This window comes from uncultured Roseibium sp. (genome assembly GCF_963675095.2).
Classification (GTDB): Bacteria; Pseudomonadota; Alphaproteobacteria; order Rhizobiales; family Stappiaceae; genus Roseibium.
This window is the reverse complement of record NZ_CAXXSJ010000056.1, coordinates 18,982-45,382: the sequence shown is the minus strand read 5'-3', so window position 1 is coordinate 45,382 and position 26,401 is coordinate 18,982. Positions and strand designations below refer to the sequence as shown.

The 26,401-nt window shown below is 61.1% G+C and carries 22 protein-coding genes; 9 read left to right on the top strand and 13 right to left on the bottom strand.

Annotated features, from left to right (window positions below; all coding sequences use genetic code 11):
• Positions 1-84: 84 nt before the first annotated feature.
• The 6 genes from ABIN98_RS21530 to ABIN98_RS21505 are packed head-to-tail and all read right to left on the bottom strand — an operon-like array spanning position 85 to position 6,112.
• Positions 85-1,449: an aminotransferase class III-fold pyridoxal phosphate-dependent enzyme gene (locus ABIN98_RS21530; protein ID WP_346912995.1), complete on the bottom strand. Its 1,365-nt coding sequence runs from the start codon at positions 1,447-1,449 to the stop codon at positions 85-87.
• Complete coding sequence (locus ABIN98_RS21525) at positions 1,439-2,224, bottom strand: carbon-nitrogen hydrolase family protein (RefSeq protein WP_346912993.1); 786 nt, start codon at positions 2,222-2,224, stop codon at positions 1,439-1,441. The genes ABIN98_RS21530 and ABIN98_RS21525 overlap by 11 nt, the downstream gene beginning before the upstream one ends.
• A gap of 14 nt (positions 2,225-2,238) precedes the next feature.
• A complete protein-coding gene (locus ABIN98_RS21520) occupies positions 2,239-3,267 on the bottom strand; it encodes an extracellular solute-binding protein (RefSeq protein WP_346912991.1) in 1,029 nt (342 codons plus the stop codon).
• A 34-nt stretch (positions 3,268-3,301) separates the two neighbouring features.
• Complete coding sequence (locus ABIN98_RS21515; RefSeq protein WP_346912989.1) at positions 3,302-4,120, bottom strand: ABC transporter permease; 819 nt, start codon at positions 4,118-4,120, stop codon at positions 3,302-3,304.
• A 1-nt stretch (position 4,121) separates the two neighbouring features.
• Positions 4,122-5,021, bottom strand: a complete 900-nt coding sequence (locus ABIN98_RS21510) for an ABC transporter permease (protein WP_346912987.1) — start codon at positions 5,019-5,021, stop codon at positions 4,122-4,124.
• A gap of 17 nt (positions 5,022-5,038) precedes the next feature.
• Entirely contained in the window at positions 5,039-6,112 is a 1,074-nt protein-coding gene (locus ABIN98_RS21505; protein WP_346912985.1) for an ABC transporter ATP-binding protein, read from the bottom strand.
• Between the two features lie 91 nt (positions 6,113-6,203).
• Here ABIN98_RS21505 and ABIN98_RS21500 point away from each other — a divergent pair, with 91 nt between their 5' ends.
• The 4 genes from ABIN98_RS21500 (at position 6,204) to ABIN98_RS21485 (ending at position 11,717) form a co-directional block, all read left to right on the top strand.
• Positions 6,204-7,007 (top strand): helix-turn-helix transcriptional regulator, encoded by an 804-nt coding sequence (locus tag ABIN98_RS21500; RefSeq protein WP_346912983.1) that lies wholly within the window; start codon positions 6,204-6,206, stop codon positions 7,005-7,007.
• A 298-nt stretch (positions 7,008-7,305) separates the two neighbouring features.
• The gene (locus tag ABIN98_RS21495; RefSeq protein WP_346912981.1) at positions 7,306-7,617 is read left to right on the top strand and encodes an Hpt domain-containing protein; all 312 of its coding nucleotides are present in this window, start codon (positions 7,306-7,308) and stop codon (positions 7,615-7,617) included.
• Positions 7,618-7,791: 174 nt separating this feature from the next.
• Positions 7,792-8,964, top strand: a complete 1,173-nt coding sequence (locus ABIN98_RS21490) for a diguanylate cyclase (RefSeq protein WP_346912979.1) — start codon at positions 7,792-7,794, stop codon at positions 8,962-8,964.
• 41 nt (positions 8,965-9,005) lie between these two features.
• Positions 9,006-11,717: an ATP-binding protein gene (locus tag ABIN98_RS21485; protein ID WP_346912977.1), complete on the top strand. Its 2,712-nt coding sequence runs from the start codon at positions 9,006-9,008 to the stop codon at positions 11,715-11,717.
• A gap of 59 nt (positions 11,718-11,776) precedes the next feature.
• Here the strand turns inward: ABIN98_RS21485 and ABIN98_RS21480 are convergent, their stop codons facing one another.
• Both ABIN98_RS21480 and ABIN98_RS21475 read right to left on the bottom strand, forming a co-directional pair.
• Positions 11,777-12,163: a response regulator gene (locus tag ABIN98_RS21480; protein ID WP_346912975.1), complete on the bottom strand. Its 387-nt coding sequence runs from the start codon at positions 12,161-12,163 to the stop codon at positions 11,777-11,779.
• A 35-nt stretch (positions 12,164-12,198) separates the two neighbouring features.
• Positions 12,199-13,911, bottom strand: a complete 1,713-nt coding sequence (locus ABIN98_RS21475) for a methyl-accepting chemotaxis protein (RefSeq protein ID WP_346912973.1) — start codon at positions 13,909-13,911, stop codon at positions 12,199-12,201.
• 648 nt (positions 13,912-14,559) lie between these two features.
• Here ABIN98_RS21475 and ABIN98_RS21470 point away from each other — a divergent pair.
• From ABIN98_RS21470 to ABIN98_RS21450, 5 genes are all read left to right on the top strand, one after another.
• Positions 14,560-15,498 carry an ABC transporter substrate-binding protein gene (locus tag ABIN98_RS21470; protein WP_394701588.1) on the top strand — a complete coding sequence of 313 codons (939 nt, stop codon included), beginning with the start codon at positions 14,560-14,562 and terminating at the stop codon, positions 15,496-15,498.
• A 130-nt stretch (positions 15,499-15,628) separates the two neighbouring features.
• Positions 15,629-16,930, top strand: a complete 1,302-nt coding sequence (locus ABIN98_RS21465) for an SDR family oxidoreductase (RefSeq protein ID WP_346912969.1) — start codon at positions 15,629-15,631, stop codon at positions 16,928-16,930.
• The gene (locus ABIN98_RS21460) at positions 16,930-17,397 is read left to right on the top strand and encodes a DUF2269 domain-containing protein (RefSeq protein WP_346912967.1); all 468 of its coding nucleotides are present in this window, start codon (positions 16,930-16,932) and stop codon (positions 17,395-17,397) included. The genes ABIN98_RS21465 and ABIN98_RS21460 overlap by 1 nt, the downstream gene beginning before the upstream one ends.
• A 41-nt stretch (positions 17,398-17,438) precedes the next feature.
• A complete protein-coding gene (locus ABIN98_RS21455) occupies positions 17,439-18,200 on the top strand; it encodes an alpha/beta hydrolase (protein WP_346912965.1) in 762 nt (253 codons plus the stop codon).
• A 22-nt stretch (positions 18,201-18,222) separates the two neighbouring features.
• Positions 18,223-18,843: a LysE family translocator gene (locus tag ABIN98_RS21450; protein WP_346912963.1), complete on the top strand. Its 621-nt coding sequence runs from the start codon at positions 18,223-18,225 to the stop codon at positions 18,841-18,843.
• Positions 18,844-18,961: 118 nt separating this feature from the next.
• Here the strand turns inward: ABIN98_RS21450 and preA are convergent, their stop codons facing one another.
• From preA to ABIN98_RS21425, 5 genes are all read right to left on the bottom strand, one after another.
• Entirely contained in the window at positions 18,962-20,272 is a 1,311-nt protein-coding gene (gene preA, locus ABIN98_RS21445; protein WP_346912961.1) for an NAD-dependent dihydropyrimidine dehydrogenase subunit PreA, read from the bottom strand.
• Positions 20,273-20,292: 20 nt separating this feature from the next.
• Positions 20,293-21,645 carry an NAD(P)-dependent oxidoreductase gene (locus ABIN98_RS21440; protein ID WP_346912959.1) on the bottom strand — a complete coding sequence of 451 codons (1,353 nt, stop codon included), beginning with the start codon at positions 21,643-21,645 and terminating at the stop codon, positions 20,293-20,295.
• A 260-nt stretch (positions 21,646-21,905) separates the two neighbouring features.
• Positions 21,906-23,564, bottom strand: a complete 1,659-nt coding sequence (locus ABIN98_RS21435; protein ID WP_346912957.1) for a CRTAC1 family protein — start codon at positions 23,562-23,564, stop codon at positions 21,906-21,908.
• Positions 23,561-24,979 carry a di-heme oxidoredictase family protein gene (locus ABIN98_RS21430; protein WP_346912955.1) on the bottom strand — a complete coding sequence of 473 codons (1,419 nt, stop codon included), beginning with the start codon at positions 24,977-24,979 and terminating at the stop codon, positions 23,561-23,563. The genes ABIN98_RS21435 and ABIN98_RS21430 overlap by 4 nt, the downstream gene beginning before the upstream one ends.
• On the bottom strand, positions 24,976-26,232 hold the full coding sequence (locus ABIN98_RS21425; protein ID WP_346912953.1) for an ROK family transcriptional regulator: 1,257 nt from the start codon (positions 26,230-26,232) through the stop codon (positions 24,976-24,978). The genes ABIN98_RS21430 and ABIN98_RS21425 overlap by 4 nt, the downstream gene beginning before the upstream one ends.
• Positions 26,233-26,401: the final 169 nt, after the last annotated feature.

Below are 26,401 nucleotides of genomic sequence, written 5' to 3'. Positions count from 1 at the left end.
ACATCTCCCCCTCAAGGGGGGAGAGGAAAACAAGCGGATAAGCCAGAGCTTCAACGTGTACGCCGTTACACTGGACACGAGTGGCTAAAGCGTGGAAATCACTTCGGTAATGCTGTCGCGCAGGATGTCCGCCACTTCCCCGATCTGGCGTTCGGTCAGGATCAGGGTCGGCGACAGGATCAGGATGTTGCCGAGCGGGCGGGCGATCAGACCGCGTGCCTGGGCGGCGCGGGCGACCTTCAGGCCGATCTCGTCTTCCGGCGTGAACGGCTCCTTGGTCGCCTTGTCCTTCACGAACTCGATGCCGATCATGAAGTGGCTGCCGCGCACTTCGCCGACGATGGACAGGTCGTCGAGGCCGCGCAGGGCGTTTTCGAAGATCTTGCCGGTGGCGCGCACCTGTTCGGGCAGCTTGTCCCGTTCCATCAGTGCGATATTGGCAAGACCGGCCGCGGCCGCTGCCGGGTGGCCGGAATAGGTCATGCCGTGCAGGAACAGCCCGCCCGGCCCTGAAATGACCTCATGGATTTCATCCGACACGATGGTCGCCGACATGGGCTGGTAGCCCGAGGTCAGGCCCTTGGCGGTGGTGATGATGTCCGGCGTCACGCCGAACACGTCCTTGGAGGCGAAGAAATGGCCCAGCCGGCCGAAGGCGGTCACCACCTCGTCGGAGATGTACTTGATATCGTTTTCCGCGCAGACCGCGGCCATGCGGGCATGATAGCCCTCCGGCGCGACGATCACGCCGCCTGCCCCCATGATCGGCTCGGCGATGAAGGCGGCGATGTTTTCCGCGCCGATGTCTTCGATCGAATCTTTAAGATCCTCGACAAGCGCGTCGAGGAATTCCGCTTCCGTCATGCCGTCGCCCTCGCGCCAGTAATGCGGAGAGCGCAGGTGGTGCACCAGGTCATTGGCGCCGTCCCAGCCGACCGAATAGAGCGGCGTCGTCATGGCGATCGCAAGATGGGTCGAGCCGTGATAGGCGCCGATGCGGCTCAGGATCTTCTTCTTGTTCGGCCGACCCAAACGGTTGTTGTAGTGGTGCAGCATGCGCACCGCACTGTCATTGGCGACAGACCCGGAATTGCCGAAATAGACCTTGTTCAGGTGACCCGGCGCCAGGCTCGCGATCTTTTCCGCAAGGGCGGCAGCCGTCGGGTGGGTGAAATTGTAGAAGGTCGAATAGAAGTCGAGCTCGTTGAGCTGCTGTGTGATCGCGTCGATGATTTCCTTGCGCCGGTGGCCGGCGTTGACGCACCACAGCCCGCCGATGCCGTCGATCAGCTCGTTGCCTTCACTGTCGCGAACCAGTGCGCCGTCGGCGCCGACGATCACGGTGCGCGCACCGTTCTGCTTCAGGGCGTTCAGGTCGGCGAAGGACTGGATCAGATGGGTATCTGCCGTCAGCACCGCGTCGGTGGTCATGTTCAGATCAAGTTTCATCGGTTTTCCCGACCTCCCTGTAGTCTTCGCGTTGAAGTGAAAGCAGTTCCGGGGCAATGCCGTCGACCGGAGCGAGGTCCGCAACAAGAAGCGCCTCGCCCGTTCCGGCTGAAGCCAGCACCTTGGTGTCCGGGCCGACGATGACGGAATGGCCGCCGAAGGTGATATCGCCCTCGGATCCGCAGAAATTGGCGTAGGCGATGGTCAGGCGCATTTCCGCCGCACGTGCCGGCACGAAGGTGGTCGACACATGCTCGAATCCTTTCGGATTGGCGGTCGGCACCAGCACCAGACTGACGCCCTGTGCGGCCAGGGCGATGCAGTGCTGGGGAAATTCAATGTCGTAGCAGATCATCAGCGCGGCCTTGTGGCCGTAGAGATCGAACACCGTATAGGCGTCGCCGTAGGAAAAGCTGGCGCGCTCCATCGGCCCGTAAAGCTGGATCTTGCGGTAATGGGCGAGCTGTTCGCCCGTGTCGTCGAATGAGGTGGCGGCATTGTAGACCGTGCCGTCTGCGGCTTCCGCCCAGCCGATGGTCAGGCCGCAGCCGGCCTGTTTCGCAAGGGCGGCGAGCCGTTTCGTCCAGGCCCCGCCCAGAGGCTGGGCGAGGCTTTTGTGCAGGTCCGGCCGGTTGTAGCCGGGCAGGAAGACTTCCGGAAAGACAGCCATCCTCGCGCCCGCCAGGGCGGCGGCCGACAAGTACCGTTCGATGCGGGCAAAGCCTGCCTCGATATCGCCGCCGATCGCCGGTCCCTGGTAGAGCGCGAGTTTCATGGCTGCCGTTCCGCTTACTTCTTCAGGTTGGTCCAGATGGCGTCGTAGAGGACCTGGGTCTCTTGCGGACAGGCTTCCACGAAGACGCCCTTCGGGCCTTCCGGCGGATTGGATTCCGGCGAGTTCTTGACTTCCGGGTCGAGGAACGGATCGACGCCCTTCACGCCCGCGGTGTACTGGGCGTAGTTTGTCACGGCCGCCGCGTTTTCCGGCTCGAGCAGGAAGTTCATGAACTTCAGCGCGTTGTCGCGGTTCGGGGCGTCCTTCAGGAGAACCACGTTATCCATCCACACGATGTAGCCTTCCTTCGGGAAGGCGTATTCGATGTTGGCGCCTTCCGCCCGTGCCTTGGCGGAGAAGCCGGACCAGATCATGCCGGCGGCCGCGTCACCGGAGACGAGCACGTCCTTGGCGACATCCGAGCCGAACGAAGCCCAGTCCGCCTTGGCGTCGATCACCAGCTTGTTCAGTTCCTTCAGCTGGTCGCGATCGGAGCTGCACTGGGGAATGCCCAGGTAGAGCGAGGCAAGGGTCAGCGTCTCGCCGGCGGTGTCGAGCACGTTGATCTTGCCCTTCAGCTCTTCCGGCGGATCGAAGATCACCGACAGGCTGTCGATCGGTCCCTTGTAGACGTCGCGGTTGACCGAATAGGAGGTCGATCCCCACTGGTAGGGGATGGAGCTTTTCCGGCCCGGATCGAAGGACACGTCGACCCACTGGTCCTGGATATTGCCGAAGTTGGACAGCTCCGACGGCTCGAACGTGTCGAGCATGCCTTCAGAGCCCAGGATCTTGACCATGTAGTCGCCGGGCACGGCCACATCGTAGGAGCCGAGCTTGCCGGCCTTCAGCGCCGCCAGCAGCGCCTCGTTGCTGTCGTAGGTGTCCATGGTCACCTCGACGTCGTATTCCTTGGCGAACTTGTCGAGCAGTTCCTGCGGAATGTACTCGAACCAGTGATAGATCGAGAGTTTCCCTTCGGCCTGCGCCGCGCCGGTCAAGGCGAGAAGTGCCAGGGACGTTGTCATTAGAAGCTTTTTCATGTCTTGCTCCACTCTGGTTGGCAGTTGTTTTTGCTCAGTTTTCTTTTGTTTTATTTTGCCCCGCCCGGCCGATCAGCCAGGACAGGGAAACGAAAATCACCGATATGCCCAGCATCAGGGTGGAAATGGCCATGATGTTGGGCTTGATGCCCTGCTTCACCGATCCGAAGATCGCCGTCGGCAGGGTTTCGACGCCGGCTCCCTTGACGAAATTCGTGATCAGGAAGTCGTCGAGCGAAATGATGAAGGCGAGCAGGAAACCGGACAGGATCCCGGGCGTCATCAGCGGCAGAAGCACCAGCTTGAAGGCTTCCCTGGGGGTGGCGTAGAGATCCATCGCCGCCTGCTCGTACATGTCCGGAATGCTCTGCATCCGCGCCGAGATCGGCAGATAGGCAAACGGGATGCAGAAGACGATATGGGCGACCAGGATTGTCATCAGCCCGGTGGTGAAGCCGATCGCGGTGAAGAACACCAGGCTCGCCACCGCCGTCACCACTTCGGGCACCATCAGCGGCAGGCTGATCAGCGCAAAGCTCAGCGTCTTGCCGTTGAACCGGCCGGTTCGGGTCATGGCGACGGAGGCAAGGGTGGCGATCGCCGTGGCGATGATGGACGCGGTGATGGCGATGACGAAGGAATTGATTGCCGCCTGCTGGAACTTCGGCGCTTCGGGACCTGTGAAGACGTCCACGTACCAGGCCAGAGACGTGCCGCCCCATTTGGTGATCGAGGTCGATGCATTGAAGGAATAGACGGCGACCACGATCAGCGGCGCATAGAGCACGATCAGGCACAGGATCGTGATCGTCAGGAAACCGGGGAAGCGGCGGAGATCCGTTCTGGCTGCCATCTCACGCCCCTTTGTTCTGGTTGCGCGCATAGACCAGCAGCACGGCCATGACGATGGTCAGCAGGATGGTCGAGGCGGCCGCGCCGAAGGGCCAGTTGCCGGCACTGCCCTTGAACTGCTCCTCGATCAGCGAGCCGATCATGAAGGTCTTGGCGCCGCCGAGCAGGTCCGGCGCAAGGAAGGCGCCGAGCGAGGGCACGAACACCAGAATGCAGCCGGCGACGATGCCCGGCTTCACAACAGGCAGGATCACCAGCCGCAGGGTGGTCCAGACACCGGAATAGAGATCGGCGGCCGCCTCGGAGAGGGCGAAGTCATACCGTTCCACCGCCGCATAGATCGGCAGAACCATGAACGGCAGGTAGCTGTAGAAAAGCCCGAGTTGGACGGCGAAATTCGTGTTGATCAGCCCCAGCGGTTCGGAAATGGTTCCCGTCCACAGCAGGAACTCGTTGAGCGGTCCGGTGTCGCGGATGAGGAATTTCATCGAGACCGTACGGATCAAAAGGTTCACCCAGTAGGGCACGGTCACCAGAAACAGCCAGACGGAGCGGGTCTTCGGGTCGCGGGTCGCGATGAACCAGGCGGTCGGAAACCCGATCAGCAGGCAGGCAATCGTCGCAAGCCCCGCCTGCCAGATCGAGCGCCAGAAGATGCCGATATAGGTCCACTCGATGGTCGGCGGTTCATCGCCGAACAGGCCCCGGTTGAAGAAAAACTGATCATAGGCGGCCGTCGAGAACTCCCAGATCACGCCGCCGCGGAATTCCTTGGTCAGGAACGAATAGATCGCCATCATGACGACGGGTGCGAGCAGGAAAATGCCGATCATCACCCAGGCCGGAAGCATCAGCTTGAGGCTATTGCCCCGATAGATGTTGGAGGCATGGCCTGCGCCCATCGGCGCGCCGGCCGCCATCAGTCGGCAAGCAGGCGTGCAGCACCTGCCTCCAGTTTCAGGCCGACAACGGCGCCGGTTTCCGGAACCGCTGTTGTTTCCGAGTTCTGCAGCCGGACGGTCATCTTCTCGCTGTCGGCAAGGCGAACCTGCAGATGGATGTCGGTGCCGAGATAGACCTGGCCTTCCACGGTGGCATCGAGGTCGCCCCGCCCCGGCACGCACAGGCTGATGCGTTCGGGGCGCACGGACAGATGGCCCTTGCCCGGATCAACAACGGCCGCCGCCGGGCAGGTAAAGCCATGCCCGCCGGGCAGCAGGATCGCCGCCATGCCGTTTTCGACCGAGCGCACCTCGACATCGAGCAGGTTGGTCTCGCCGATGAAGTCGGCGACGAAACGGTTGAGCGGGGTCTCGTAGATTTCCTTTGGCGAACCGATCTGCTGGACCCGGCCTGCGGACATCACCGCGATCCGGTCCGACATGGTCAGCGCTTCTTCCTGGTCGTGGGTGACGAAGATGAAGGCGATGCCGGTTTCCCGCTGCAGGGCCTTCAATTCCATGCGCACCGCCTGGCGCAGCTTCAGATCCAGCGCCGACAGCGGTTCGTCGAGGAGCAGCACCTGGGGCCGGGGCGCGAGCGCGCGGGCAAGGGCGACGCGCTGCTGCTGACCGCCGGACAGCTGAGTGGGCCGGCGCGCGGCGAAGTCGCCAAGCTGCACCAGCTGCAGCACCTGGTCGGCACGGGCGTGCGCTTCCTGCTTCGACCAGCCGCTGCGCAGCATGCCGAACATCACGTTCTCGGAGACGGTCATGTGCGGGAACAAGGCATATTGCTGGAAGACGGTATTCACCGGCCGCTTGTGCGGCGGCAGGCCGGTGATGTCGTCCCCTTTCAGGCGGATGGCGCCTTCGGTCACCTCCTCGAAGCCGGCAATGGAGCGCAACAGGGTGGTCTTGCCGCAGCCGGACGGTCCGAGCAGGGTGAAGAACTCGTTCTCGCGGATATCCATGGAGACGCCATGCAAAGCGGTGACCGGGCCATAGCGCTTGACCACCTTGTCGATACCGACCGCAATCTCGGTGCTGGCCATGGATGCCTCTTTTCTGATACCCCTGAGTTGGTGAGGGAAACCGTAAATCGGCACAATACGGGGGGTATATACCCCCAAGGAGGTATGTCCGATGGAGCTGCCGAATTCAGCGGAAAAGCACTTGGGGGCGGCCATATCCGCGCTGGCGACGGACCAGTTCGAAACCAAGCTGTATCAATGGCTTATCCGGTGTTTTGAGATCGATAACACGACCATGCTGGCGTATTTCCAGAACCGGGCGCCGGAAGTGCTGTTTACCCAGGCGGTCGAAAAACGGGTCCATGAAAAGCTCGAAACCGACTACATTCCGGGCGCCTATCTGCTCGATCCGTTCCACGCCCTGCATGTCGAAAACGCCCCGCCGGGGCTTTACCGGCTGAAGGGGATCGCGCCCGACCAGTTTCACCGCAACGAGTATTTCGCCGCCTATTACCAGCGCACGACGCTGATCGACGAAATGGCCTATATCGCCTATCCGGCAGAAGGGGTGTCGGTGCACATCTGCCTTGGCCGGGACGTCACCTCGAGCCGGCGCTTTTCCGTGCGCGATGTCCAGAAGGCGGAACGCATTGCTCCCATCGTCTGCGGTCTGATCGAACAGCGCTGGTCCGGCCTGCAGTCGAGCGGCGACTTCCGCGACGAGGATCTGGCCGACCACCTGATCTCTGCCATGAAGCAGGAGCACTGTGTCTCGCTTAGTCCGCGACAGGCGGAAATCGCCCTGCTGATCCTGCGCGGCCATTCTTCCGTGTCGATCGGCTTGCGCCTCGGTATCTCCGCGCAGACGGTTAAGGTGTTCCGCAAGCAGCTTTACAGGAAATGCGGGATCTCATCGCAGGCCGAGTTGTTTTCCCTGCTTATGCCATTGCTGACATTTCACGAAAACGATCGTTAGGAGGTTCAGGTTCTATTTGATCTGCACAGTATTTTCGTCGGCGATGGTATCGCAACTCTGCTGTACGGCTTTGCGTTACAACCCCTTAAAAAGGCAGCTCAAGGAAATGTCGCTAAAAACGAAAAGCAACCTAGAGGAAGGTAAAATAAACAAAATGATTTAATTAATTTAATATGGATTCAATATTATACATCGTGAAAAATGACAATAAATAAATAAGTGAAATCATATACTTATTCAATTTCGCGTTAATAAATACAGTTTAAGCTAATTCCATATCTGCGGTTGAGGCACCGATATGGTTGAAGCATTTGATGGCCGTTTTGCAGAGCTGACAGCGGCTTTTACGAAGCGGCTTACTTCTGAACTCGACATGCTCGAGAAATTCGGTCGCGAGCTGGAACGTCATGCTGCGGATCCGGCCATGTTCGATCAGGTTTGTCATGTGGTTCACAGGCTGGCCGGATCGAGCCGCGTCTTCGGCTTTGGCGAACTGACCCGTCCCGCGCAGGAAGTCGAAGCTCTCATTGCCGAACAGGCGGACCCGGAACGCATAGCTGAAGGAACCCGTCAGCTCGCCGAGGACATCCGCCGGTCCATCAACCCATGACGCCGCAATTGCGCAATCTTTCGTTCTTTTCGGGATAGTCATATGACGCTGATTTCACTAGTAAAATCTGGAAATCCCGAGGCAAAATCTGTCAAAGGCACCTCCGAGTTCGAGCCCGGACAGGCAGAAAGAAAACGCATTTACCTGTTTGACCGGGACCCCCATCTGACGGATTTGAGTCAGAAACTGCGGAGCCTTGGCTATGAGGTTGCCAGCGGTCCAGGCGACGGAAACAGCGAAAAATGCCTCGCCGCGGTGATCCACGAAAAGGCCGATCCGGAGCTGGAGCTCACGGCTTCCCTGATCCCGGATCACAAGGTCATCGTCCTGTGCGAAAACAGGAGCTTCGATTTCAGGATCAAGGCCGCCCGCCTGGGCGTGTCCGCGTTGGTCCAGCATCCGGTCGATCTCATCGAGCTGGAAGGCTGGTTTTCGGATTTCGACCGCGATCAGCAGGTCGAGCCAAAAGTCCTGATCGTCGATGATGATGACATCGTCGCCGAAGCCTATGCCTTTGCACTTCAGCAAAAGGGGATGCGGGCCGAAACCCTGTCCAATCCGCTGAAGACCGGACAGATGGTGGAGGATTTCTGCCCCGACCTGATCGTCATGGATCTGGACATGCCGGAGGCGAACGGTCTGGACGTGGCCAGGGCCCTTCGGCTGTCCCGGCCGCATCTCTCGTTGCCGATCCTGTTTCTGTCCGCCGAGCAGGACGAGGACATCCAGCATCAGGCCCGGCAAATCGGTGGAGACGACTTCATCACCAAGCCGGTCGATCTCGCCACCCTGACGAACAAGATCTCCATCCGGGTCTCCCGGGCGCGGGACCTGCGCAACATCATGGAGCGCGACAGCCTGACCGGTCTGTTGAACCACGTGAATTTCAAGGAACGGCTGGCGGCGGAAGTCGGAAGGTCCCGGAGAACCGGATCGCCGATCGCCGTGTGCCTGCTGGATCTGGATCACTTCAAGGCGGTCAACGACACATTCGGTCACCAGGTCGGAGACAGGGTGATCCAGATGTTCGCCAACTGCCTGACCGGGTCCTTGCGCAGCGTCGATGTGATCGCGCGCTACGGCGGCGAGGAATTCGGCCTGATCCTGCTGGATGCGACACCCGAGCAGGGCGCGCGCGTTCTCGACGGGATCCGCCGGAGTTTTTCCAATTTCCTCTTCGATACGGATGATGGCCCTCAATCGGTCACCTTCAGCGGCGGCGTCTGCGGGCTTGAGGATGCGTCGACGACAGAAGGTCTCCTGGGAGCCGCGGACAAAGCGCTCTACGAGGCAAAGCAGAAGGGCCGGAACCGGATTGTTCTGCATTCGCAGCTGGAACAGCGGTGACCGGAGGGGGCTTGCTGGCAGGGTAAGAGCGGGGGATGGGCATGACCAGATCGGGTACGTCCGTTGAACACGAACATGACGAGGCTGCCCGTTCCGGACGCCGATTGGCAATGTCCATGCAGCGCCGAATCATGTTCCTTGCCATTTTCTGCGTGATCGCAAGCACTTTCGTGATCGGCAGCATCGCCTACGATCGTATCCGGTCCGCAGCGTTCGATCAGGCCACCGAACGCCTGGCCGGCCAGACCAAACTGGTTTCCCAGAGATTCCGGCTCGCTTACCGGGATATCCAGGAAGATCTGTTTGCCCTTTCGACGACACCGCCGATCCGCGGCATCATCCGCGCCTCGGCAACCGGCGGCATCGACCCCTACGACGGATCGTCACTCCAGGCCTGGCGGACCCGCCTGGAGGCGATCTTCGCCTCGATCATGCGCAATCATCCCTCCTATTTTCAGATCCGCTTCATCGGTGTGGCAGACTCAGGCAGAGAGATCGTCCGGATCGATCGCGTCGAGAACGGGGTGAAACTGGTGCCGCCCATCCGGTTGCAGCAGAAAGCAGGGGAACCCTATTTCTCCGAAGCGCTGCAGGCGCAGGCAGGAAAGGTTCTCTTTTCTGATGTCTCTTACAACCGCGAATTCGGCAAACTGGATCCCCGAAAGATCCCGACGATCAGGGCGATGCTGCCGATCGAGCTGGCGGATGGCAGCCGTTTCGGTTTCATCGTCATCAACGCGGACTATCACCTGATGCTGAAGGAGATCGTCGACGAACTGGCGCCCCACGTCGATACATATGTGGTCAACGGAAATGGCGACTACATGGAGCAAATCTCCAATATGGCCTCAAGCGACACCTATCTGGAGCTTCACGACCAATACACCAAAACGGTGCCCGAGGTCGTAACCAGGACCCTGCAAGCGAAGGAAAACGAGGGCATTATTCATATCGACGAAAGCGTGGCCTATTTCGTCAAGGATCATGGCAATGTCGGCCCGTCATCTTCCCTTGCGGTCATTCTCAAGGTCATGGAGGACGGGCTCTACGGGGATGCCCGCAAGACCCGAAGGGAAGTTCTGCTGATCGGCGGTCTGTTGATGCTGGTCTGCCTGTTCATTTCCGTATTGATTGCCCGAGCGATGATGGCGCCGCTGAACCGTCTGGTCGGCCTTGTCCGCGGTGTTGACGATCACGAATTGCTTTCGAAACTACCGGTCGGCCGCTCGGACGAAGTCGGCGATCTTGCCCGTTCCCTGAGGCAGCGGACACAGGCGCTGATCGCTTCAGAAGCCCGCGCGAGCGCCATTGTCGACAACGTCCTGGATGGCCTGCTCCTGATCGGGGAAAACGGCATCATCGAGCGTTTCAATCCGAGTTGCGAACGCATTCTCGGCTACAAGGCCGAGGAAGTCATTGGCAAGAACGTCGCCATGTTCATGGATCCCTCCTTGGCCGCGCGCCATGGAAGTTTCCTGCATAATTATGTTCGAGGCCAGGGCAGCGGGTTTATCGACACCAACCGCGAGGTGGAAGCGGTCACCCGCTCGGGCAAGAGGATTCCGATCGAGTTGGCGATCAGTGCCTTGCGGCTTGACGGAGAGATGAAATTCAGTGGTGTCATCCGCGATATCAGCGACCGCAAGGAGATGGACCGGTTGAAGGCGGAGTTCGTCTCCACGGTCAGCCATGAATTGCGGACACCCCTCACCTCCATTCGCGGTTCTCTCGGTCTCATTGAGCGCCTGATGCCGAGGGATCTGCCGGATTCCTTCCGCCAGATGATGCACTTGGCCCGCAAGAACACCGAACGCCTGATCGTCCTTGTCAACGACATCCTCGATTTTGAAAAGCTTTCCGCTAACAAGCTTGATTACGACATGACCACGGTCGACGTGAACGAGGAGCTGAAACAGACAGCCGAACTCAACGCGGGATATGCGGAACAGCACCATGTTTCGATTGAGCTACAACTGGCGGAAGATCCGCTCTTCATTCTGGTGGATGTCAACCGGTTCCAGCAGGTGCTCGCAAATCTGGTCTCCAACGCCGTCAAGTTTTCCGAGCGGGACGGTGTGGTCATTATCCGCGCAGAAGAGACAGGCGGAAACGTCCGTATTTCCGTGATTGATCGGGGCGAAGGTATTCCTGACGCCTTCAAGGAAAATCTGTTCACGCCGTTTGCTCAGGCGGACGGAACCTCGAGCCGGAAAAAGAGCGGGACCGGTCTCGGCCTGGCGATTACGAAGCGGTTTGTCGAAGGCATGAACGGGTCGGTCGGATTCAGCAGCCGGGAAGGCGAAGGAACAACCTTCCGGGTCGAATTCCCTCAGGTCCTTGCGGGCGCTTCGATAGAAACGCTGGACCGGCACGAGAGCGACGGCCGGGTAATTGGGCTGCACATCGAAGACGATACCGATTTTCACAAGATTCTGGCCGCCGCAGTGTCCGACGACATCCTGCTGGTGCAGGCCCGGACCTTGAACGAAGCCCGGCACCGTCTGGCGGTGGACTTTTTCGATGTGCTGATTATCGACATCGCCCTCGAAGATGGAAACGGCCTGACCATCCTGGATGAGGTCGGTGATGCGGAAGGCATGCTGGTTGTCGTCGTCACCGCCCTCGACATTACGATTGAGGATCCCCGGGTGGATATGGTCGTGGTGAAGTCGAGACCCCGCAAGGGAAATCTGCCGGAAATACTGCATGAACTGATCGAGCGGAAGATACGGAAACGAGCGGTCGCCTCCTAGGAATCGAGCAAGGCGCCGGAGCGGAAACGTTTATCCGAACGAATATGGCCGGGTGCGTCTCAAACCGGCGTCTTTAATGTTTCAAGCAGGTCGGCGACGTCTTCGGCAAGTGTGACCGGCTCGAACGGCTTGGCGATCGTGCCCCGGGCGCCCAGGCCGGAAAGTTCCGCCAACTCGTTTCTTTGCGTCTTTGCCGTGACGAAGATAACCGGAATATCGGCCGTCACCGGATTGCCTTTCAGTTTCCTGTAGGTGGAAGGCCCGTCCATGACCGGCATCATCACATCGAGCAGGATCACATCCGGGTTCCAGTCGGCGGCAATCTCCAGCCCCTCGGCTCCGCTGGATGCATGCACGGCATCGAATGTATCGTTCAGTTTCAGACACATGACCGCAATGGTGCCGATGTCCTCGTCGTCATCGATATAGAGTGCTTTCATTGGCATGTGTAGGTTCCATTGGTCTGGAGGGCGCGCGCCGGTCAGGCGGCGGCTTTTCCGGTCTTGTGGCGGGCCTTGATCGCATTCGCCAGCTGGTCCAGGCCTTCGGTCACCTCCGCACTCGCATCATCAAGCTTTTTCAGGGCGTCCAGCATGGCCTTGTGATCCTGGGCCTTTGCAGCCTCGAGCGCCAGCTTGGCGGAGGCGTGTACCGTCTGGTGCGGGGTGACCAGAGACTGGAACGCGGGCAGGGAACGAATGCTTTCATCGGTAATCTGGTCGTACCATTTGCCCAGCCGGCAGTGATGGTGATCGGGAACATCGGCCACGTTCCAGTTGTCGGCGCCCAGGCAGGTGTCGATGATGCGCTTCTTGAACAGCGCGTGGTCGATCTTGGCCATGTAGCACAGGCCGACATCGGACTGGGGATCGAACAGCTGGTCCGCATTGACCTTGAACTGGTTCGTGCTTGAGGTCATCGCCGATGCGATGATCTTCACGTAGTCGTGGCTTTCGCCGGCGAGGTTCGCAACGTCATTGATGCTGACCGCGATTTCGCCGCTGGCCTGCTTCTGCTGGGACAGCACCGCGGCGATTTCCGACATCCGGCCCGAAACGCTGTCCACCTGCTCTGCGAACCGGTCGATCTGCTCCGACGTGCGGGCGATCGCCTCTTCGCTTTCCTCGACGGCTTCCGTCGAGGTCTGCATGTTGGTCTGGATCGCCGACATGCCTTCGCGCAACGCCGCGATGCGTCGGGCAATATCATCTGTGGACTGCGCCGTCTGGGTCGCCAGTTGCTTGACCTCGGACGCCACGACGGCGAAGCCCTTGCCGGCTTCTCCCGCACGGGCCGCCTCGATCGTGGCATTCAGCGCCAACAGGTTGGTCTGCTGCGCGATGCCTTCGATCACGCTGAGCATCTGGCCGATCTGGTCGGAGGCTTCGGAGAGTTCATCGACACTGCTGGAGGTTTCATGGACGGCCCGGGCGATGTTGGAGACGACAGACGACAACTGGCTGATTGCCGTTCTCCCGTTCGCGACGGAGGCGTTGCTGTCCTGCGCTTCCTGGGCGGCGTTTTCGCTCGATGAGGCGATGCTTTCGACCGACGAAACGAGTTCGGTCGCAGCCGAGGAAATCGTCTGGCCGTTGTTGGCCACGTCGCTCGAATTGCGCTGCAGGAACGCAAGCTGCAGGATCACCTTGTTGATATCCGTAACCGAGTCGGCGAGCTTGCCCAGGCTGTCTGTCTTGTTTTCCAGCGCGTCATTCAGCGTTTTCCGGATCAGGGCTTCCTCATAGCCGGTCTGGGCCGCGGCCATGTCGGTGAACAGCCGGAACATCAGGGTGCACAGGACGCTTTCCAGTTCGCCCTTGCGGAATCGATGTTTGCGGATGAGCTCGGGTACCAGTTTCATCAGCACCCAGCCATAGGCGCTGATGTACCAGACGGGAGACAGGCCGATCCTCAGGTGCGTCTTGCCGATCTCTTTCGATTTTTCCAGGGTCAGCGGCGACAGCTCGTCCTTGAAAAGTTCCTGCCAGTGGCTGAGCTGGGCGGATCTGGCCGACGCGGCCTTGTTGCTGTCCGGAAAGAACTCCGCCGCCGGTGAAGCCATGATACGCGCATAAAATTCATCGAGAATGTCAGGGAGCTTGCCGACAACGCCTTTTCTCGTTTCAGCGACCCGCTCCGGCCCGGACATTGCGGACGACAGGAATTTTAGTGCTGCATCGCTGGCGATTTCCATCGGCATTCCCCCATTTCACGGTTTCGGCTTCGGAGCCGGACCAAAGCTTTTCGTGCTCTCAAGAATCAATGGAGAGCAGGAAGTGCCATGAATGTAATCTTTCGAAATATAATAAATAATTACCCTACGGAAATAATGGCGTATTGGTTATTACTTACGGATAGTATTCGTAAAAATGACAGTGAAACAGGAATATTATCTATGAATAGGGCGTAGAAAGATACGTTGTCGCGGCGCGTATTCGGAATATTGCTTATAATTGCTTGCGGAGGTGGGTTGCGCACTGATGTGCAGCCCTTAAGCGGAAGCTCCGCTCGCCATTTGTGAAAATGCCATTTTCGCTTCTGATTAAAAATTCGCCTTGACCACAGGCGCGGCAGTTTCCTACGATTTCTTGACCAAATGGTCAGACGTTTTGCCTGCGCGAATAAGCAAAAACAGCGCAGGACGCGGAGGACCGGAGCGGATAGGCTGCCGATGGCGTGCGCGCACGTTTACAGCGGCAGGGGCGGAAGGCTCTCATTCGCTTCGTTGGTTTTGAAGGTTTCCAGAGAAGGGGCCGTTCGGTCCCGACGAAAAAGGAGTAGGGGAATGGCATTGAAGGCTTTGAAAGCTCTGGCGGTTGCATCTGTGTTCGGCGCAACGGTCATGGCGGGTGCTGCACAGGCAGCCGACGAGCTGACGCTTCAGCTCAAGTGGGTCACCCAGGGTCAGTTTGCCGGTTACTACGTGGCCAAGGACAAGGGCTTCTACGACGAGGAAGGCCTCGACGTCACGATCAAGCCGGGCGGTCCGGACATTGCTCCGCCGCAGGTGATCGCAGGCGGCGGCGCGGACGTGATCATCGACTGGATGCCGTCGGCTCTTGCCAGCCGCGAAAAGGGCGTGCCGCTGGTCAACATCGCCCAGCCGTTCAAGAAGTCGGGCATGATGCTGACCTGCCGCAAGGACACCGGCATCACGTCTCCGGACGATTTCAAGGGCAAGACCCTCGGCGTCTGGTTCTTCGGTAACGAATATCCGTTCCTGTCCTGGATGAGCCACCTCAACATGCCGACAGAGGGCGGTGCCGACGGCGTGACCGTCCTGAAGCAGGGCTTCAACGTCGACCCGCTGCTGCAGAAGCAGGCCGACTGCATCTCCACCATGACTTACAACGAATACTGGCAGGTGATTGACGCCGGGATCCCGGAAGACGACCTGATCGTCTTCAAGTATGAAGACCAGGGCGTTGCCACGCTGGAAGACGGCCTTTACGCGCTGGAAGACAGCCTCAAGGACCCGGCCATGGTCGACAAGCTCGCCCGTTTCGTGCGCGCGTCCATGAAGGGCTGGGCCTACACGGCCGAACATCCGGATGAAGCCGCCGAGATCGTGCTTGAAAACGACGCCACCGGCGCCCAGACCGAAAAGCACCAGAAGCGTATGGTTGGCGAGATCAACAAGCTGGTCGACGGTTCCGACGGCAAGCTCGACATGGCCGCCTACGAGCGCACCGTGAAGTCCCTGCTGTCCGGCGGTTCCGATCCGGTCATCACCAAGGAGCCGGAAGGCGCCACCACCACGGTCGTCACCGACAAGATGTAATCCGGCCCACAGGACTGGTTAGGGAAAGGGCGCTCTTCGGGGCGTCCTTTTTCATTTTAAGATGCGAAACGGTTGCGAACGCTGTGCGCTTGCGCCACTGCTTTGGTCAGCAAAGGAAAAGGGGCGAAGTTTGACGGCGGGTAAGGCCTATGTACTGGGTGGATACGGCTTCATCGGCGCAAGTTGCATCCGTGCTCTCAAACGCGCCGGCTATGACGTCACCGGTGTCGGCCGGTCTCTGGAGGCAGGCCTGGCCAGCGATCCGGGCATTTCCTGGCTGGAACGCGACATCGCCCGCACCGATGCGGCAACCTGGAAACAGGATCTGGCCGACGCGGATGTCGTGATCAACGCCTCCGGCGCCCTGCAGGACGGCGCGCGCGACAGCCTGAAAGCCATCCATGAAACCGCGGTGGCGGAATTGATCGCCGCGCTGAAGGGGTCCGATACCCGCTTCATCCAGATCTCCGCCGCCGGCGTTGCCGAAGAGGCTTCGACGGATTTCTTTCAGACCAAGGCCCGGGGCGATGCCCTGATCGCAGCCTCGGACCTGAACTGGATCGTGCTTCGGCCAGTTCTGGTGATCGGGCCGGAGGCTTACGGCGGCACCGCCCTGCTTAGGGCAAGTGCCGCCATGCCGGGAATCAGCTTCGCCATTCAAACCGGAGTTCCTGTCCAGACCGTTTTCGTCGAAGACCTCGCCGCAGCGGTGGTTCAGGCGGCAAGCGGCGAGCTGGGTGCCGGATTCATCGCCGATCTGACGGAAGATGAGCCCGTGAGCTTTGGCGAACTGACGTCCCGGATCAGGGCCTGGCTCGGCTACAAGCCCTGGCGGTATGTGCTCCCGGTCCCGGACGCCGTCGTCAGGCTGATCGGTCGCTGTGCGGATGCTCTCGGCTGGCTGGGCTGGCGCTCGCCGTTGCGCACCAATGCGCTGAAGGCGCTGGCGGAGGGCATCGTTGGCGATCCGTCGGAATGGAAGAAGCGCGGCGGCCGGCATCTGCGCAGCCTGGAGGAAACCTTGCAGGCCATGCCCGCAACTCCTCAGGAACGGATGTTCTCACGGCTTTTCCTGCTACTGCCTGCGGCAATTGCGGCTCTCGCCCTGTTCTGGGTCCTCTCCGGCTTGTTCGGGTTCATCAGCTTTGGCGAGGCGGCGGCCGTTCTGACGGACAAGGGAGTTTCCGATGCCGTTGCCGGTGCGGCGGTTCTCGGCGGCTCGGTGATCGACATCGGTCTTGGGCTTGCCATCCTGAACCGAAAATGGACCCGGCGCGCAAGCCTCGGCATGCTCGTCGTGTCGCTGGCCTATCTGATCGGCGGAAGCCTCATCGCGCCTGAGCTTTGGGCCGATCCGCTGGGGCCGCTGGTCAAGGTTCTGCCTGCGATGGTGCTGGCCCTCTTCCCGGCCCTTTTGCTGGAGCGCAGGTGATGGTCTACGAACTCTTGCGGTTTGCCCATGTCATCGGCGCCTGCGTGTTGCTCGGCACCGGCGCGGGCATTGCGTTCTTCATGGTGATTTCGAACCGGACGCAGGATCCCGCGCTGATCGCCCATGCCGCCGGGATCGTGGTGCTGGCCGATACGGTCTTTACCGCGACCGCAGCCGTTTTCCAGCCGATCACCGGCCTGCTTTTGGCGAACATAACCGGCTATCCCGTCCTGGAAGGCTGGGTCGCCGTTTCCCTCGGTCTTTACGTCTTCGTCGGCATGTTCTGGCTGCCGGTGGTCTGGATCCAGATCAGGCTGAGACGTCTTGCCGCCACCGCCCGGGACGCAGGGACGGGACTGCCGCCCGCCTATCACCGGCTCTACCGGATCTGGTTCGCCTGCGGCTTTCCGGCGTTCCTGGCCGTTCTGGCCATCATCTGGCTGATGCTGACCAAGCCGGATATCTGAAACACATCATTCGGCGATAACGGAACAGAGAAAGACGTAACATGGTGTTGAAGATCGTTCGGCGGCTCATTCCGAATTGGGGGACGACCTATGGTCCGTCAGGGGACGGGCCATTTCCGGCCGTCATGATCTTTCACGGATCGGAAGGCGCCTATTCGGGGTGGAGCCATCGCAACGCCGTGTTGCTGGCGGCTCACGGCTTCCTTGCATTTCCTTTCGCCTATTCCAGGGGCGGCAACGCCTGGAACGCAGGCAATATCGAGGATGTGCCGCTGGATCGCAGCGTGGAAGCGCTTGCCGCCTTTCGCGCCTTTGCCGCTACGGGTCGGAAACTGGCTTTCTACGGTGTGTCGCGCGGCGCCGAGCATGCGCTTCTCCTGACGTCGCTGATGGCACGCGATGGTCTGGAAGGGTTGCCGGACGCCGTGGCCGCGCACAGTCCGCCGGATGTTGTTTGTGGTGCTTTCGATGCGCGAAGGCATCGCGATGCCGGCGATCCGGGCTGGCAATCATGGGATGCGGCAGGGCGGGCATGGTCCTGGCGGGGATCTTCTGAAGACCTGCTGCCCACGCAACCGATCGAGATCGAACGTTATGGTGGGCCAATTTTCCTCAGTCACGGCACCGCCGATCGCGTCTGGTCGGTCGAGATGACCCGCAGGCTATCGGCCCGATTGGAAAAGCACGGCCGAAATCCTGAGGTTCATTACTACGATGGACAGGACCACATTCCCGGCAGTGCGGCCGAGAACGAACACCACGAGCGCCTTGTTTCCTTTCTGGAACGGCATTTATCAGCATAGGCACGTTTTCAGAAAGCGTCACATGTCTCTCGAAAACTGGTTCGCATTTACGATCGCCTGCATTGTTTTGACCCTCATTCCGGGTCCCAGCGTTCTTCTGGTTATCGGTCAGGCGCTGACCAGGGGAAAAAGAGCCGCGATGATGTGCATTGCCGGAGATCTGATCGGCAGCATCGTTTTGATGGGTCTTTCCTTCCTGGGGGTCGGCGCGATTCTCGCGGCGTCCGCCGTGCTTTTTCAGGCTGTGAAATGGGCCGGCGTCCTGTACCTGGCCTATCTTGGATACCGGCAGATTGCCGACAGCCGGAAGGATAGGTTTGAACTGTCCGGACAAGAGAACGTGTCCACCGGATGGGGAAGTCTCTGGGCCGGAGCCGTCACGGCGGTCCTGAACCCCAAAGCGATTGTCTTCTACATGGCCTTTCTGGCGCAGTTCATTGACCCGGCCGGCAGTTTCGCACAGCAGGTGGTCATCCTGACGGTGACGTCCACCCTTGTGGTGGCTGTTTTGCTATCCGCTTACGCCATGATCGCCACCCGTGCCCGTCGGGCCTTCCAAAGCAGAGCGGCACGAAGGAAAATCGGCTATGCCGGAGGCACATTCCTGCTGGGCGGCAGCGTCTTGATGGCGACCACGCGTTAGGGTGTCAGGCGGCGAAAACAGCCGGACCGGAAAAAGCCCTTCTCCCCGAGTGTAGGGTTCGGGGAGAAGGGCTGGAGTGGGCTTCGGGCAAGATGTCGAAGCCGGGTCTTGCGGGAGGTTATTCGGCAGCCTCGACGGCCATCGGGTTGTTCGGATGGGTCGTCCAGTTGGCGTAGTTCGGATCGACGGTTTTGCCCGTGCGCGGGTCGGTGCTGCCGGCAGCCATGGGTTCCATGGTGATGCAGTTGTCCACCGGGCAGACGTTGACGCACAGGTTACAGCCGACGCATTCGTCGTCCATCACCTCGAACTTGCGCACGCCGTCGACCATGTTGGTGATCGCCTGGTGCGAGGTGTCCTCGCAGGCGATGTGGCAACGGCCGCACTTGATGCACAGATCCTGATCGATCTTCGCCTTGGCGATGTAGTTGAGATTGAGATGCTGCCAGTCGGAGCAGTTCGGCACGGCACGGCCGACCACTTCCGACACGGAAGAATAACCGGCCGTTTCCATCCAGTCCTTCAGGCCCTCGATCATGTCTTCCACGACCTTGAAGCCATAGGTCATGGCCGCCGTGCAGACCTGTACGTTGCCGGCGCCGAGGGAGATGAACTCGGCCGCGTCGCGCCAGGTGGTTACCCCGCCGATCCCGGAGATCGGCAGACCGGCAAGCGCCGGGTCGCGGGCGATTTCGGCCACCATGTTGAGCGCGATCGGCTTCACCGCCGGACCGCAATAGCCGCCGTGGGCGCCCTTGCCGTCGATGACCGGGCTCGGGCACATGTTGTCCAGGTCGACCGAAACGATGGAGTTGATCGTGTTGATCAGCGACACCGCATCCGCACCGCCGTCCTTGGCCGCCTGCGCGGGCCTGCGGATGTCGGTGATGTTCGGCGTCAGCTTGACGATCACCGGCATACGCGTGTGCTTCTTGCACCAGCGGGTGACCATCTCGATGTATTCCGGCACCTGGCCGACCGCGGAGCCCATGCCGCGCTCGCTCATGCCGTGCGGACAGCCGAAGTTGAGTTCGACGCCGTCGGCTTCCGTGTCCTCGACCTGTTTCAGGATCGTGGCCCAGTTTTCTTCCTCGCAAGGAACCATGAGCGAGACGACGAGAGCCCGGTCCTTCCAGTCGCGCTTGACGCGCTTGATTTCCTGAAGGTTCACCTCAAGCGGCCGGTCGGTGATCAGCTCGATGTTGTTGAGGCCCAAGAGCTGCCGGTCCTTGCCGTGAACGGCGCCGTAGCGCGGGCCGTTGACGTTGACGATCGGGTCGCCGTCTCCAAGCGTTTTCCAGACGACGCCGCCCCAGCCGGCCTTATAGGCGCGGACGACGTTATATTCCTTGTCGGTCGGCGGCGCGGAGGCCAGCCAGAACGGGTTTGGCGACTTGATGCCAACGAAATCGGATCTCAGATCAACCATGACGGGATCTCCAAAAGAACTTAAGCGGAAAGGGCGCGGGTAATCGCTTCGGCGGCGATCTTGCCGTCTTCCACGGCTGCGACCGTCAGGTCCTCGCCCCCGAGAATGCAGTCGCCGCCGGCCCAGACCTTGTCCAGGGACGTCTTGCGATGTTCGTCGGCAACGATCCGGCCATTGCGGATCATGGGTACGGCGCTCTCCAGGTCGGCCTGAACCAGCGTCTGGCCGACGGCCTTGAACACCATGTCGGCCGGTAGGGTGACAATGTCCCCGGTTCCCTTCAGGGAGCCGTCCGCCGCCTGTTCGGTCTTTTCCAGGGCGATCCCGGTGACATGGCCGTTTGCGCCCAGAAGCGCGTTCGGCTGGACCCAGGTCAGGATCTTCACGCCGTTGGTCTGCGCCAGATGCTGCTCGTATTCGCTGGCGTTCATCCGGTCCTGGCCGCGGCGGTAGGCGATGGTGACATCGTCCGCACCCAGCAGCTTCGTCTGGACGGCGATGTCGACGGCAGTCATGCCGCCCCCGATCACCACGATGCGGCGTCCGACCGGAAGTTCGGCGAGGTCGTCAGCCTGGCGCAGGTCGGCGATATAGTCGACCGCGTCGAGCACGCCATCCTTGTCCTCGCCGTCGAGGCCAAGCGCGTTCACGCCGCCAAGACCGATGCCGAGGAAGACGGCATCGTATTCGCTCTGCAGAGCCGTCAGGCTGAGATTGTCGCCGAGCCGCTTGCCGGTCTCCACGGTGATACCGCCGATGGACAGGATGAAGTTGACTTCGCGCGCGGCGAAATCGTCGACCGACTTGTAGGAGGCGATGCCGTATTCGTTGAGCCCGCCGAGCTTCGGCCGGGCATCGAACAGGGTCACGTCATGGCCGTGGACGGCCAGCCGGTGCGCGCAGGAGAGCCCGGCCGGACCGGCGCCGACGACGGCGATCCTTTTGCCCGTGGGTTCGCCCCGCGTGAACGGTGTGGATTCATGGGAGGCCATGAAATGGTCGGTGGCATAGCGCTGCAGCTCGCCGATCTTCACCGGCTTGCCTTCCGCGTCGTTGCGCACGCAGACCTGCTCGCACAGGTTTTCCGTCGGGCAGACCCGGGCGCACATGCCGCCGAGGATGTTCTGCTCGAAGATCGTCTTCGCGGACCCGGTCGGGTTGCCGGTCGAGATCTGGCGGATGAATTGCGGAATGTCGATGCTGGTCGGGCAGGCGTTCATGCACGGCGCGTCGTAGCAGAAGTAGCAACGGTCGGCCTCGACCTGGGCTTCATGCGGATCGAGCAGCGGGTGCAGGTCGCAGAAATTCTTGTCCAGTGCGTCCTTCGTCAGTCGCCCCGCGGCGACATCTGGCGCGGTAATAGTCTCGGTCATTCTGATCTCCGGAAGGAGTGGCGATCGTTCAATTTGCCGCCTCTTTCATTGCGTGAAGAGGCTGTCATCGTTCATTGGAAAAAAATTTGAACAAATAGTCAAATATTTTCCAAGTCCTTGAAAATATGAGATAAAAACTCAGGAAATAAGAGCGCGATATATCAATTGGTTACCGCAAATATGGGCAGCTGCAAAAAATCAAGGCAGGCGCGTCAAACGGGCAATTCCGGCCGCATTGGCGGATCAAATCCGGCCGGAACCTATTCGGGATACCACAGCCGGGCCTTCTCCGCGCCGCGCTCGATGATCACGTGGGAATTGGCGAAGACCCGGTAGGCGTGGCTCCAGTCCCCGTCCGGCCAGCGAATGCGGACCTGGGCCCGTTCCGAAACGCCGAGCCCGAAATGGATGAAGCCGAGCTGGCCCGAGGCATGACCCGCGCCGATCTGGACGTCGCGCACGATGCTGCGATTGCCGATCTTCACGCTGATTTTCGCACCGACGCCGTAGCGATTCGGCTGATGCCGGTCCTGCCGGATCTCGACGGCCAGCCAGTTTCCCAGCGGGCGCGGCTGTTCCGCCGTGCCGGCGCCGACATTGCGGAACAGGCTGACCGGCCCGGCCCGGTTGACCACGACCAGATCGAGAAGCCCGTCCATGTTGAAATCGGCCAGCCCCGCGCCCCGGCCGCGCCGGTTGAGCGCGATCCCGGCGGTGTCGCCGGTTTCGACGAACTTCTCGTCCCATTGGCCGAGTAACAGGTCATCCGGATCGAAGGCGGCGAAATCCGGCATGGCTTCCACGTTGCCTTTGGCGATGAACAGGTCCCAGAGCGTGTCGTTGTTGACATCCTGGAATTCCGAGTGCCAGCCGGTCGAGGGCCTGAGGTCATCACCTGTATAGGGCCGATGGGCGGTCGCGCGCCGGTCGAAGGCGATATCCCGATAGACCGGAACAGTCTCGTCGGCTTCCGCGTCCAGGGTCTGCAGTTTGGTGTCGCCCATGCTGGTCAGCGCATATTCCGGATAGCCGTCGCTGTTGAGATCGATGGAGGCAATGCCCATGCCCCAGATTTTCAGATGCCGCCAGCCGTCGGAGCGGCGATAGGCGCGCGGAGGCCGCCCGGGCGCCACGGCCCAAAGCTGCTCCTCGCCGCCGCGGTAGTACTGGCGGTCGTTGGAAATCCGCAGCGAAGGTTCGCCCGACCGGTTCCAGTCGGTGAACAACATCGACAATGCGCAATAGCCCGGTGTCAGCCGGGTGGCCTCGTCGTAACGCAGCGTGTCCGCTCCTTGCGGTCGGAACAGGAAATTGTCGTGGCACGTTCCCCAGGGCGAGCCGGGTTTCGACCGGTCGACGTAATTTCCAAAGGCAAGTGTCGGATAGGTCTGGCCTTGCTCCCAGACCGCGGAAAAGCCGGTGGTCCATTCCCGCCCGCCGTCGAAGGCAAGCGCCCGGTTGGCCTCCTCGAAGCGGCAGTCGCCCTTGCCCTTGAGCAGCAGGTTCTCGCCCAGGCGCAGAACCGCGAGGTCGACGATGCCGTCATTGTCGAAGTCCAGCGGATAGGCGCCGAGCACCTTGGTCATCTGGCGGTCCGGCAGGCCGATGTCGTGCGCCTTGAAGGCAAGTGCACCGCCGGTCGGGCTTTGGTTTTCGAAGAGCTGCGCCGGGTTCTTGCCGCCGGCCAGGAACAGGTCCGGCCGCCGGTCGCCATTGCAATCGAAGATAGCTACACCGCCGCCGACGAAGAATTCCCAGGCACCGTCATAGGTATGGTCGATCCCGGCCGTCGCGGCTTCCTCGACGAAATGCGGGATCGGAGCCGACGAAACCGGACGTGGCGCATCTTCCGCCAGCGCTGCTGCGGGAAGCGCGAGCGCGGCGAGCGCCAGGACAAGACGGATCGCATGCCGGCTCATTCGGGGATCTCCAGGCTGCGCAGGAAGGCGATCACCGATTGCCGATCCGTCTCCTCAAGCGCCGAATAGGCCTTGGTGGTCTCCGCGGCTTCGCCGCCATGGGCCTCGATCACCTCGTTCAGGGTGGTGAGGTCGCCCCGGTGGCCGTAGGGCGCGGTATTGCCGACGCCCCAGAGTTCCGACGTCATGAAGACGTCGCGGGCGACGAAGCGCTGGCTGAGCAACTCGTTGCCGAGTGTTTCGCGCACCGCATCGGTGATCTTGTGCCGCTTCAGGTCACCGAACAGAGGCACCAGGACCCGGCCCTTGTCGTCTTTCGGCAGCGCCTTGACCCAGTCCAGTTCGCCAAGATCGAGCACGATGGGCTGTGCCACATCCGCCCGGCGCAAGGTGCCGGCCCCTTCGAATGGCGAGGGATCTTCGAAGCGAAGGCTTTCCAGAGGCAGGGCCGGACGGTGGCACTCCGCACAGCCGATTTCCGAAAATAGCCTTTCTCCCTGAACGGCGGCCTCCTGCCAGGCTGCGGGCAGGTCCGCCTTGCGTTCCGGGGCAGGCCGTGTCGCCTGCCAGGCGACAAGGGCGGAAATCTGGCCGATGCTCATCTCGTCCTTGACCCCGTCGCCGTCGAAATCGTCGGTTCCGGTCCAGGCCTTGCCGAACCGTTCCTGCGGCTGGATGCCGTGATGGTCGTTCATGGCGTTGACGGTGAACTGGCGAAGGGAGGAAAAAACGCCCTTCTGGCCGAAGGGGCGCAGGGTCAGATCGTCGTCGATGCCCTCCAGTCTGGAGACGTCGAGCGATCCGTCCGGTTCCGCCGTCAGCTTGCCGAAGGCAACGCCCTTGGTTTCGAGCGAGACTGTCACCGGCTCTTTCGTTTCCCGGGCCTGCTTGAGCGCGGCATGGCGCTGGGCGCGCAGGTCTGCCGTCATTTCCCGGCCGAGCAGTTCGATCAGGCCCGATCCCTGAAGGGCGACCGTGCCGCGCTCGTTGGAAAACTGCGGATCGATGGAATCGAAGTCCGCGCTTTCGAAGCCCTCGGAAACAAAGACGTTGGCGGTAAAGGCGCCGGCGCCGCCAATCCCAGGTTCATTGTGGCAGGAGGCACAGGAATTGGCATCCGGACCCGCCATGCGCTGAAAGGCAAGCGCGGACGGACGCCGCCGTTTGGTCGGGACAATGGCCTGTGTCGCCTCGGGCCGGCCCGCGCCGTCCTCGGTGACGAATTTCGCCTTGAACAGCTTTTCGCCGAGCTCCACCAGTTCGGGCAGCGGATCGGCGTCACCATTCGCCAGCGTGTCGAAATCGAGATCCCCGGTAATGCCCCGTTCCGACCAGGGCGGAACCGCATCGGCAGCAGATCCCTGCGCCGGCCAGATACCGGCGACAAGGATCAGGGCTGCCAGGCGCGGTTTCATGCCGCCGCCCCCCGGTCGCGGGGTGGAACCGTCTTGCGCGTCGCCGCGCCAAGGTAATCCTTGTCGAGGCGGTCCATGGCCTGGGCAACAAGTCCCCGACGGATGAAGTCCTCGTTCCACGGCATCACGTCGATCTCGTAATTCTGCCTGAGATCCTCAACCAGGGCTTCTTCCAGCCCCTCATGCATGCTCGCTTCCATGAACCGGAAGGCCCGCATGGCGGCGCCGGTCAGGACGATGCGTTTCGGATCGAGAATGGCCAGCAGGCGGGCCAGACCGTAGCCGAGGACCCGGCCTGCACTCGCAAAGGCGGTCAGCGCGTCCTCATCTCCCTCGTCAGCGCGTGCGATCAGGGCGGCGAGCCCCGCCACGCCGGCATTGATTTCCTTCGGATCGGTGGTTTCCGGCAAATGGGTGGCGGCCCGCACCAGAGCGTAGTCGGACAGATAGGCCTCGATGCAGCCCCGTTTCCCGCAGCGGCACAGCGCTCCGCCGGGAATGTGGTTGGAATGGCCGAATTCCGCCGCCATGCCGTTGGCGCCTTCGAACAGGCGATTGTCGAGATAAAGGCCCATGCCGACACCGTAGTCGAGCATGACCACCGCGAACGTGTCGCTGTAGCGCGCCGGATCGATCCAGTGCAGCGCTTCGGTGATCATGTTGGTGTCGTTGGACAGGATGCATTCCGCCTCAAAGGCTTTGGTGAGCGGCGCCACGATGGGAATGTTGCGGCCCGAAAAGGCGGGGCTCCAGACCACCATGCCCGTGCCTTTGTCGACGACACCCTGGGCGGCCACTCCGATTTCCCGGATACTCTCGGGACGGACGGCGGCTTCGCCGACAAAGCTTGCGATCGTTTCGATCAGGAGCATGGGGAAGCTTGCCGCATCGGCCGACGCGCTGTCGAAGGGCACGCGCTTGTTCAGGAAGGTTTCGCCGGCGAAATTGGCCAGCGACATGTCGATCGCGTTGACCGAAAGCCGGATCGCGACCACGCAGGCCGCTTCCGGATTGAGTCGCAGCAGCGACCGGGGCCGGCCGCGGGACTGGGGCGCTTTCGGCTCGTCGCTTTCGATGCCCTCGATCAATCCCTGATCGAGCAGGTCCGAGGTGATCGCCGTGACCGTCGCCGGGCTCAGCCGGGTGATCTGGCCAAGGTCGATCCGGGCCATGGGTCCTTGCCGGCGTAGCGCCTTCAGGATGATGCTTCGATTCTGTCGCCGGATCTGATCCCGGTCCGCTTTCCGTGTCATTCGCTGACAGCTCTTCCCTGACGTGTTTCCCCAACAGCCGGTTTATCCGGTCTTGTTTTGTGCAGTCTCGCCAATTTTGCGGCGCAGAACAATGTTTTGCAAAACCATGTTGACAGGAGCGGCGCTTTGGAGCAACTTTTTTTCGGACGTCAAAAAAAATAATTATCAG

Excerpts from the sequence above, each read along its gene's own strand:
- ABIN98_RS21530 (WP_346912995.1), bottom strand. The coding sequence starts at position 1,449 with ATGAAACTTGATCTGAACATGACCACCGACGCGGTGCTGACGGCAGAT.
- ABIN98_RS21525 (WP_346912993.1), bottom strand. The coding sequence starts at position 2,224 with ATGAAACTCGCGCTCTACCAGGGACCGGCGATCGGCGGCGATATCGAG.
- ABIN98_RS21520 (WP_346912991.1), bottom strand. The coding sequence starts at position 3,267 with ATGAAAAAGCTTCTAATGACAACGTCCCTGGCACTTCTCGCCTTGACC.
- ABIN98_RS21515 (WP_346912989.1), bottom strand. The coding sequence starts at position 4,120 with ATGGCAGCCAGAACGGATCTCCGCCGCTTCCCCGGTTTCCTGACGATC.
- ABIN98_RS21510 (WP_346912987.1), bottom strand. The coding sequence starts at position 5,021 with ATGGGCGCAGGCCATGCCTCCAACATCTATCGGGGCAATAGCCTCAAG.
- ABIN98_RS21505 (WP_346912985.1), bottom strand. The coding sequence starts at position 6,112 with ATGGCCAGCACCGAGATTGCGGTCGGTATCGACAAGGTGGTCAAGCGC.
- ABIN98_RS21500 (WP_346912983.1), top strand. The coding sequence starts at position 6,204 with ATGGAGCTGCCGAATTCAGCGGAAAAGCACTTGGGGGCGGCCATATCC.
- ABIN98_RS21495 (WP_346912981.1), top strand. The coding sequence starts at position 7,306 with ATGGTTGAAGCATTTGATGGCCGTTTTGCAGAGCTGACAGCGGCTTTT.
- ABIN98_RS21485 (WP_346912977.1), top strand. The coding sequence starts at position 9,006 with ATGACCAGATCGGGTACGTCCGTTGAACACGAACATGACGAGGCTGCC.
- ABIN98_RS21480 (WP_346912975.1), bottom strand. The coding sequence starts at position 12,163 with ATGCCAATGAAAGCACTCTATATCGATGACGACGAGGACATCGGCACC.
- ABIN98_RS21475 (WP_346912973.1), bottom strand. The coding sequence starts at position 13,911 with ATGGAAATCGCCAGCGATGCAGCACTAAAATTCCTGTCGTCCGCAATG.
- ABIN98_RS21470 (WP_394701588.1), top strand. The coding sequence starts at position 14,560 with ATGGCGGGTGCTGCACAGGCAGCCGACGAGCTGACGCTTCAGCTCAAG.
- ABIN98_RS21460 (WP_346912967.1), top strand. The coding sequence starts at position 16,930 with ATGGTCTACGAACTCTTGCGGTTTGCCCATGTCATCGGCGCCTGCGTG.
- ABIN98_RS21455 (WP_346912965.1), top strand. The coding sequence starts at position 17,439 with ATGGTGTTGAAGATCGTTCGGCGGCTCATTCCGAATTGGGGGACGACC.
- ABIN98_RS21450 (WP_346912963.1), top strand. The coding sequence starts at position 18,223 with ATGTCTCTCGAAAACTGGTTCGCATTTACGATCGCCTGCATTGTTTTG.
- preA (WP_346912961.1), bottom strand. The coding sequence starts at position 20,272 with ATGGTTGATCTGAGATCCGATTTCGTTGGCATCAAGTCGCCAAACCCG.
- ABIN98_RS21440 (WP_346912959.1), bottom strand. The coding sequence starts at position 21,645 with ATGACCGAGACTATTACCGCGCCAGATGTCGCCGCGGGGCGACTGACG.
- ABIN98_RS21435 (WP_346912957.1), bottom strand. The coding sequence starts at position 23,564 with ATGAGCCGGCATGCGATCCGTCTTGTCCTGGCGCTCGCCGCGCTCGCG.
- ABIN98_RS21430 (WP_346912955.1), bottom strand. The coding sequence starts at position 24,979 with ATGAAACCGCGCCTGGCAGCCCTGATCCTTGTCGCCGGTATCTGGCCG.
- ABIN98_RS21425 (WP_346912953.1), bottom strand. The coding sequence starts at position 26,232 with ATGACACGGAAAGCGGACCGGGATCAGATCCGGCGACAGAATCGAAGC.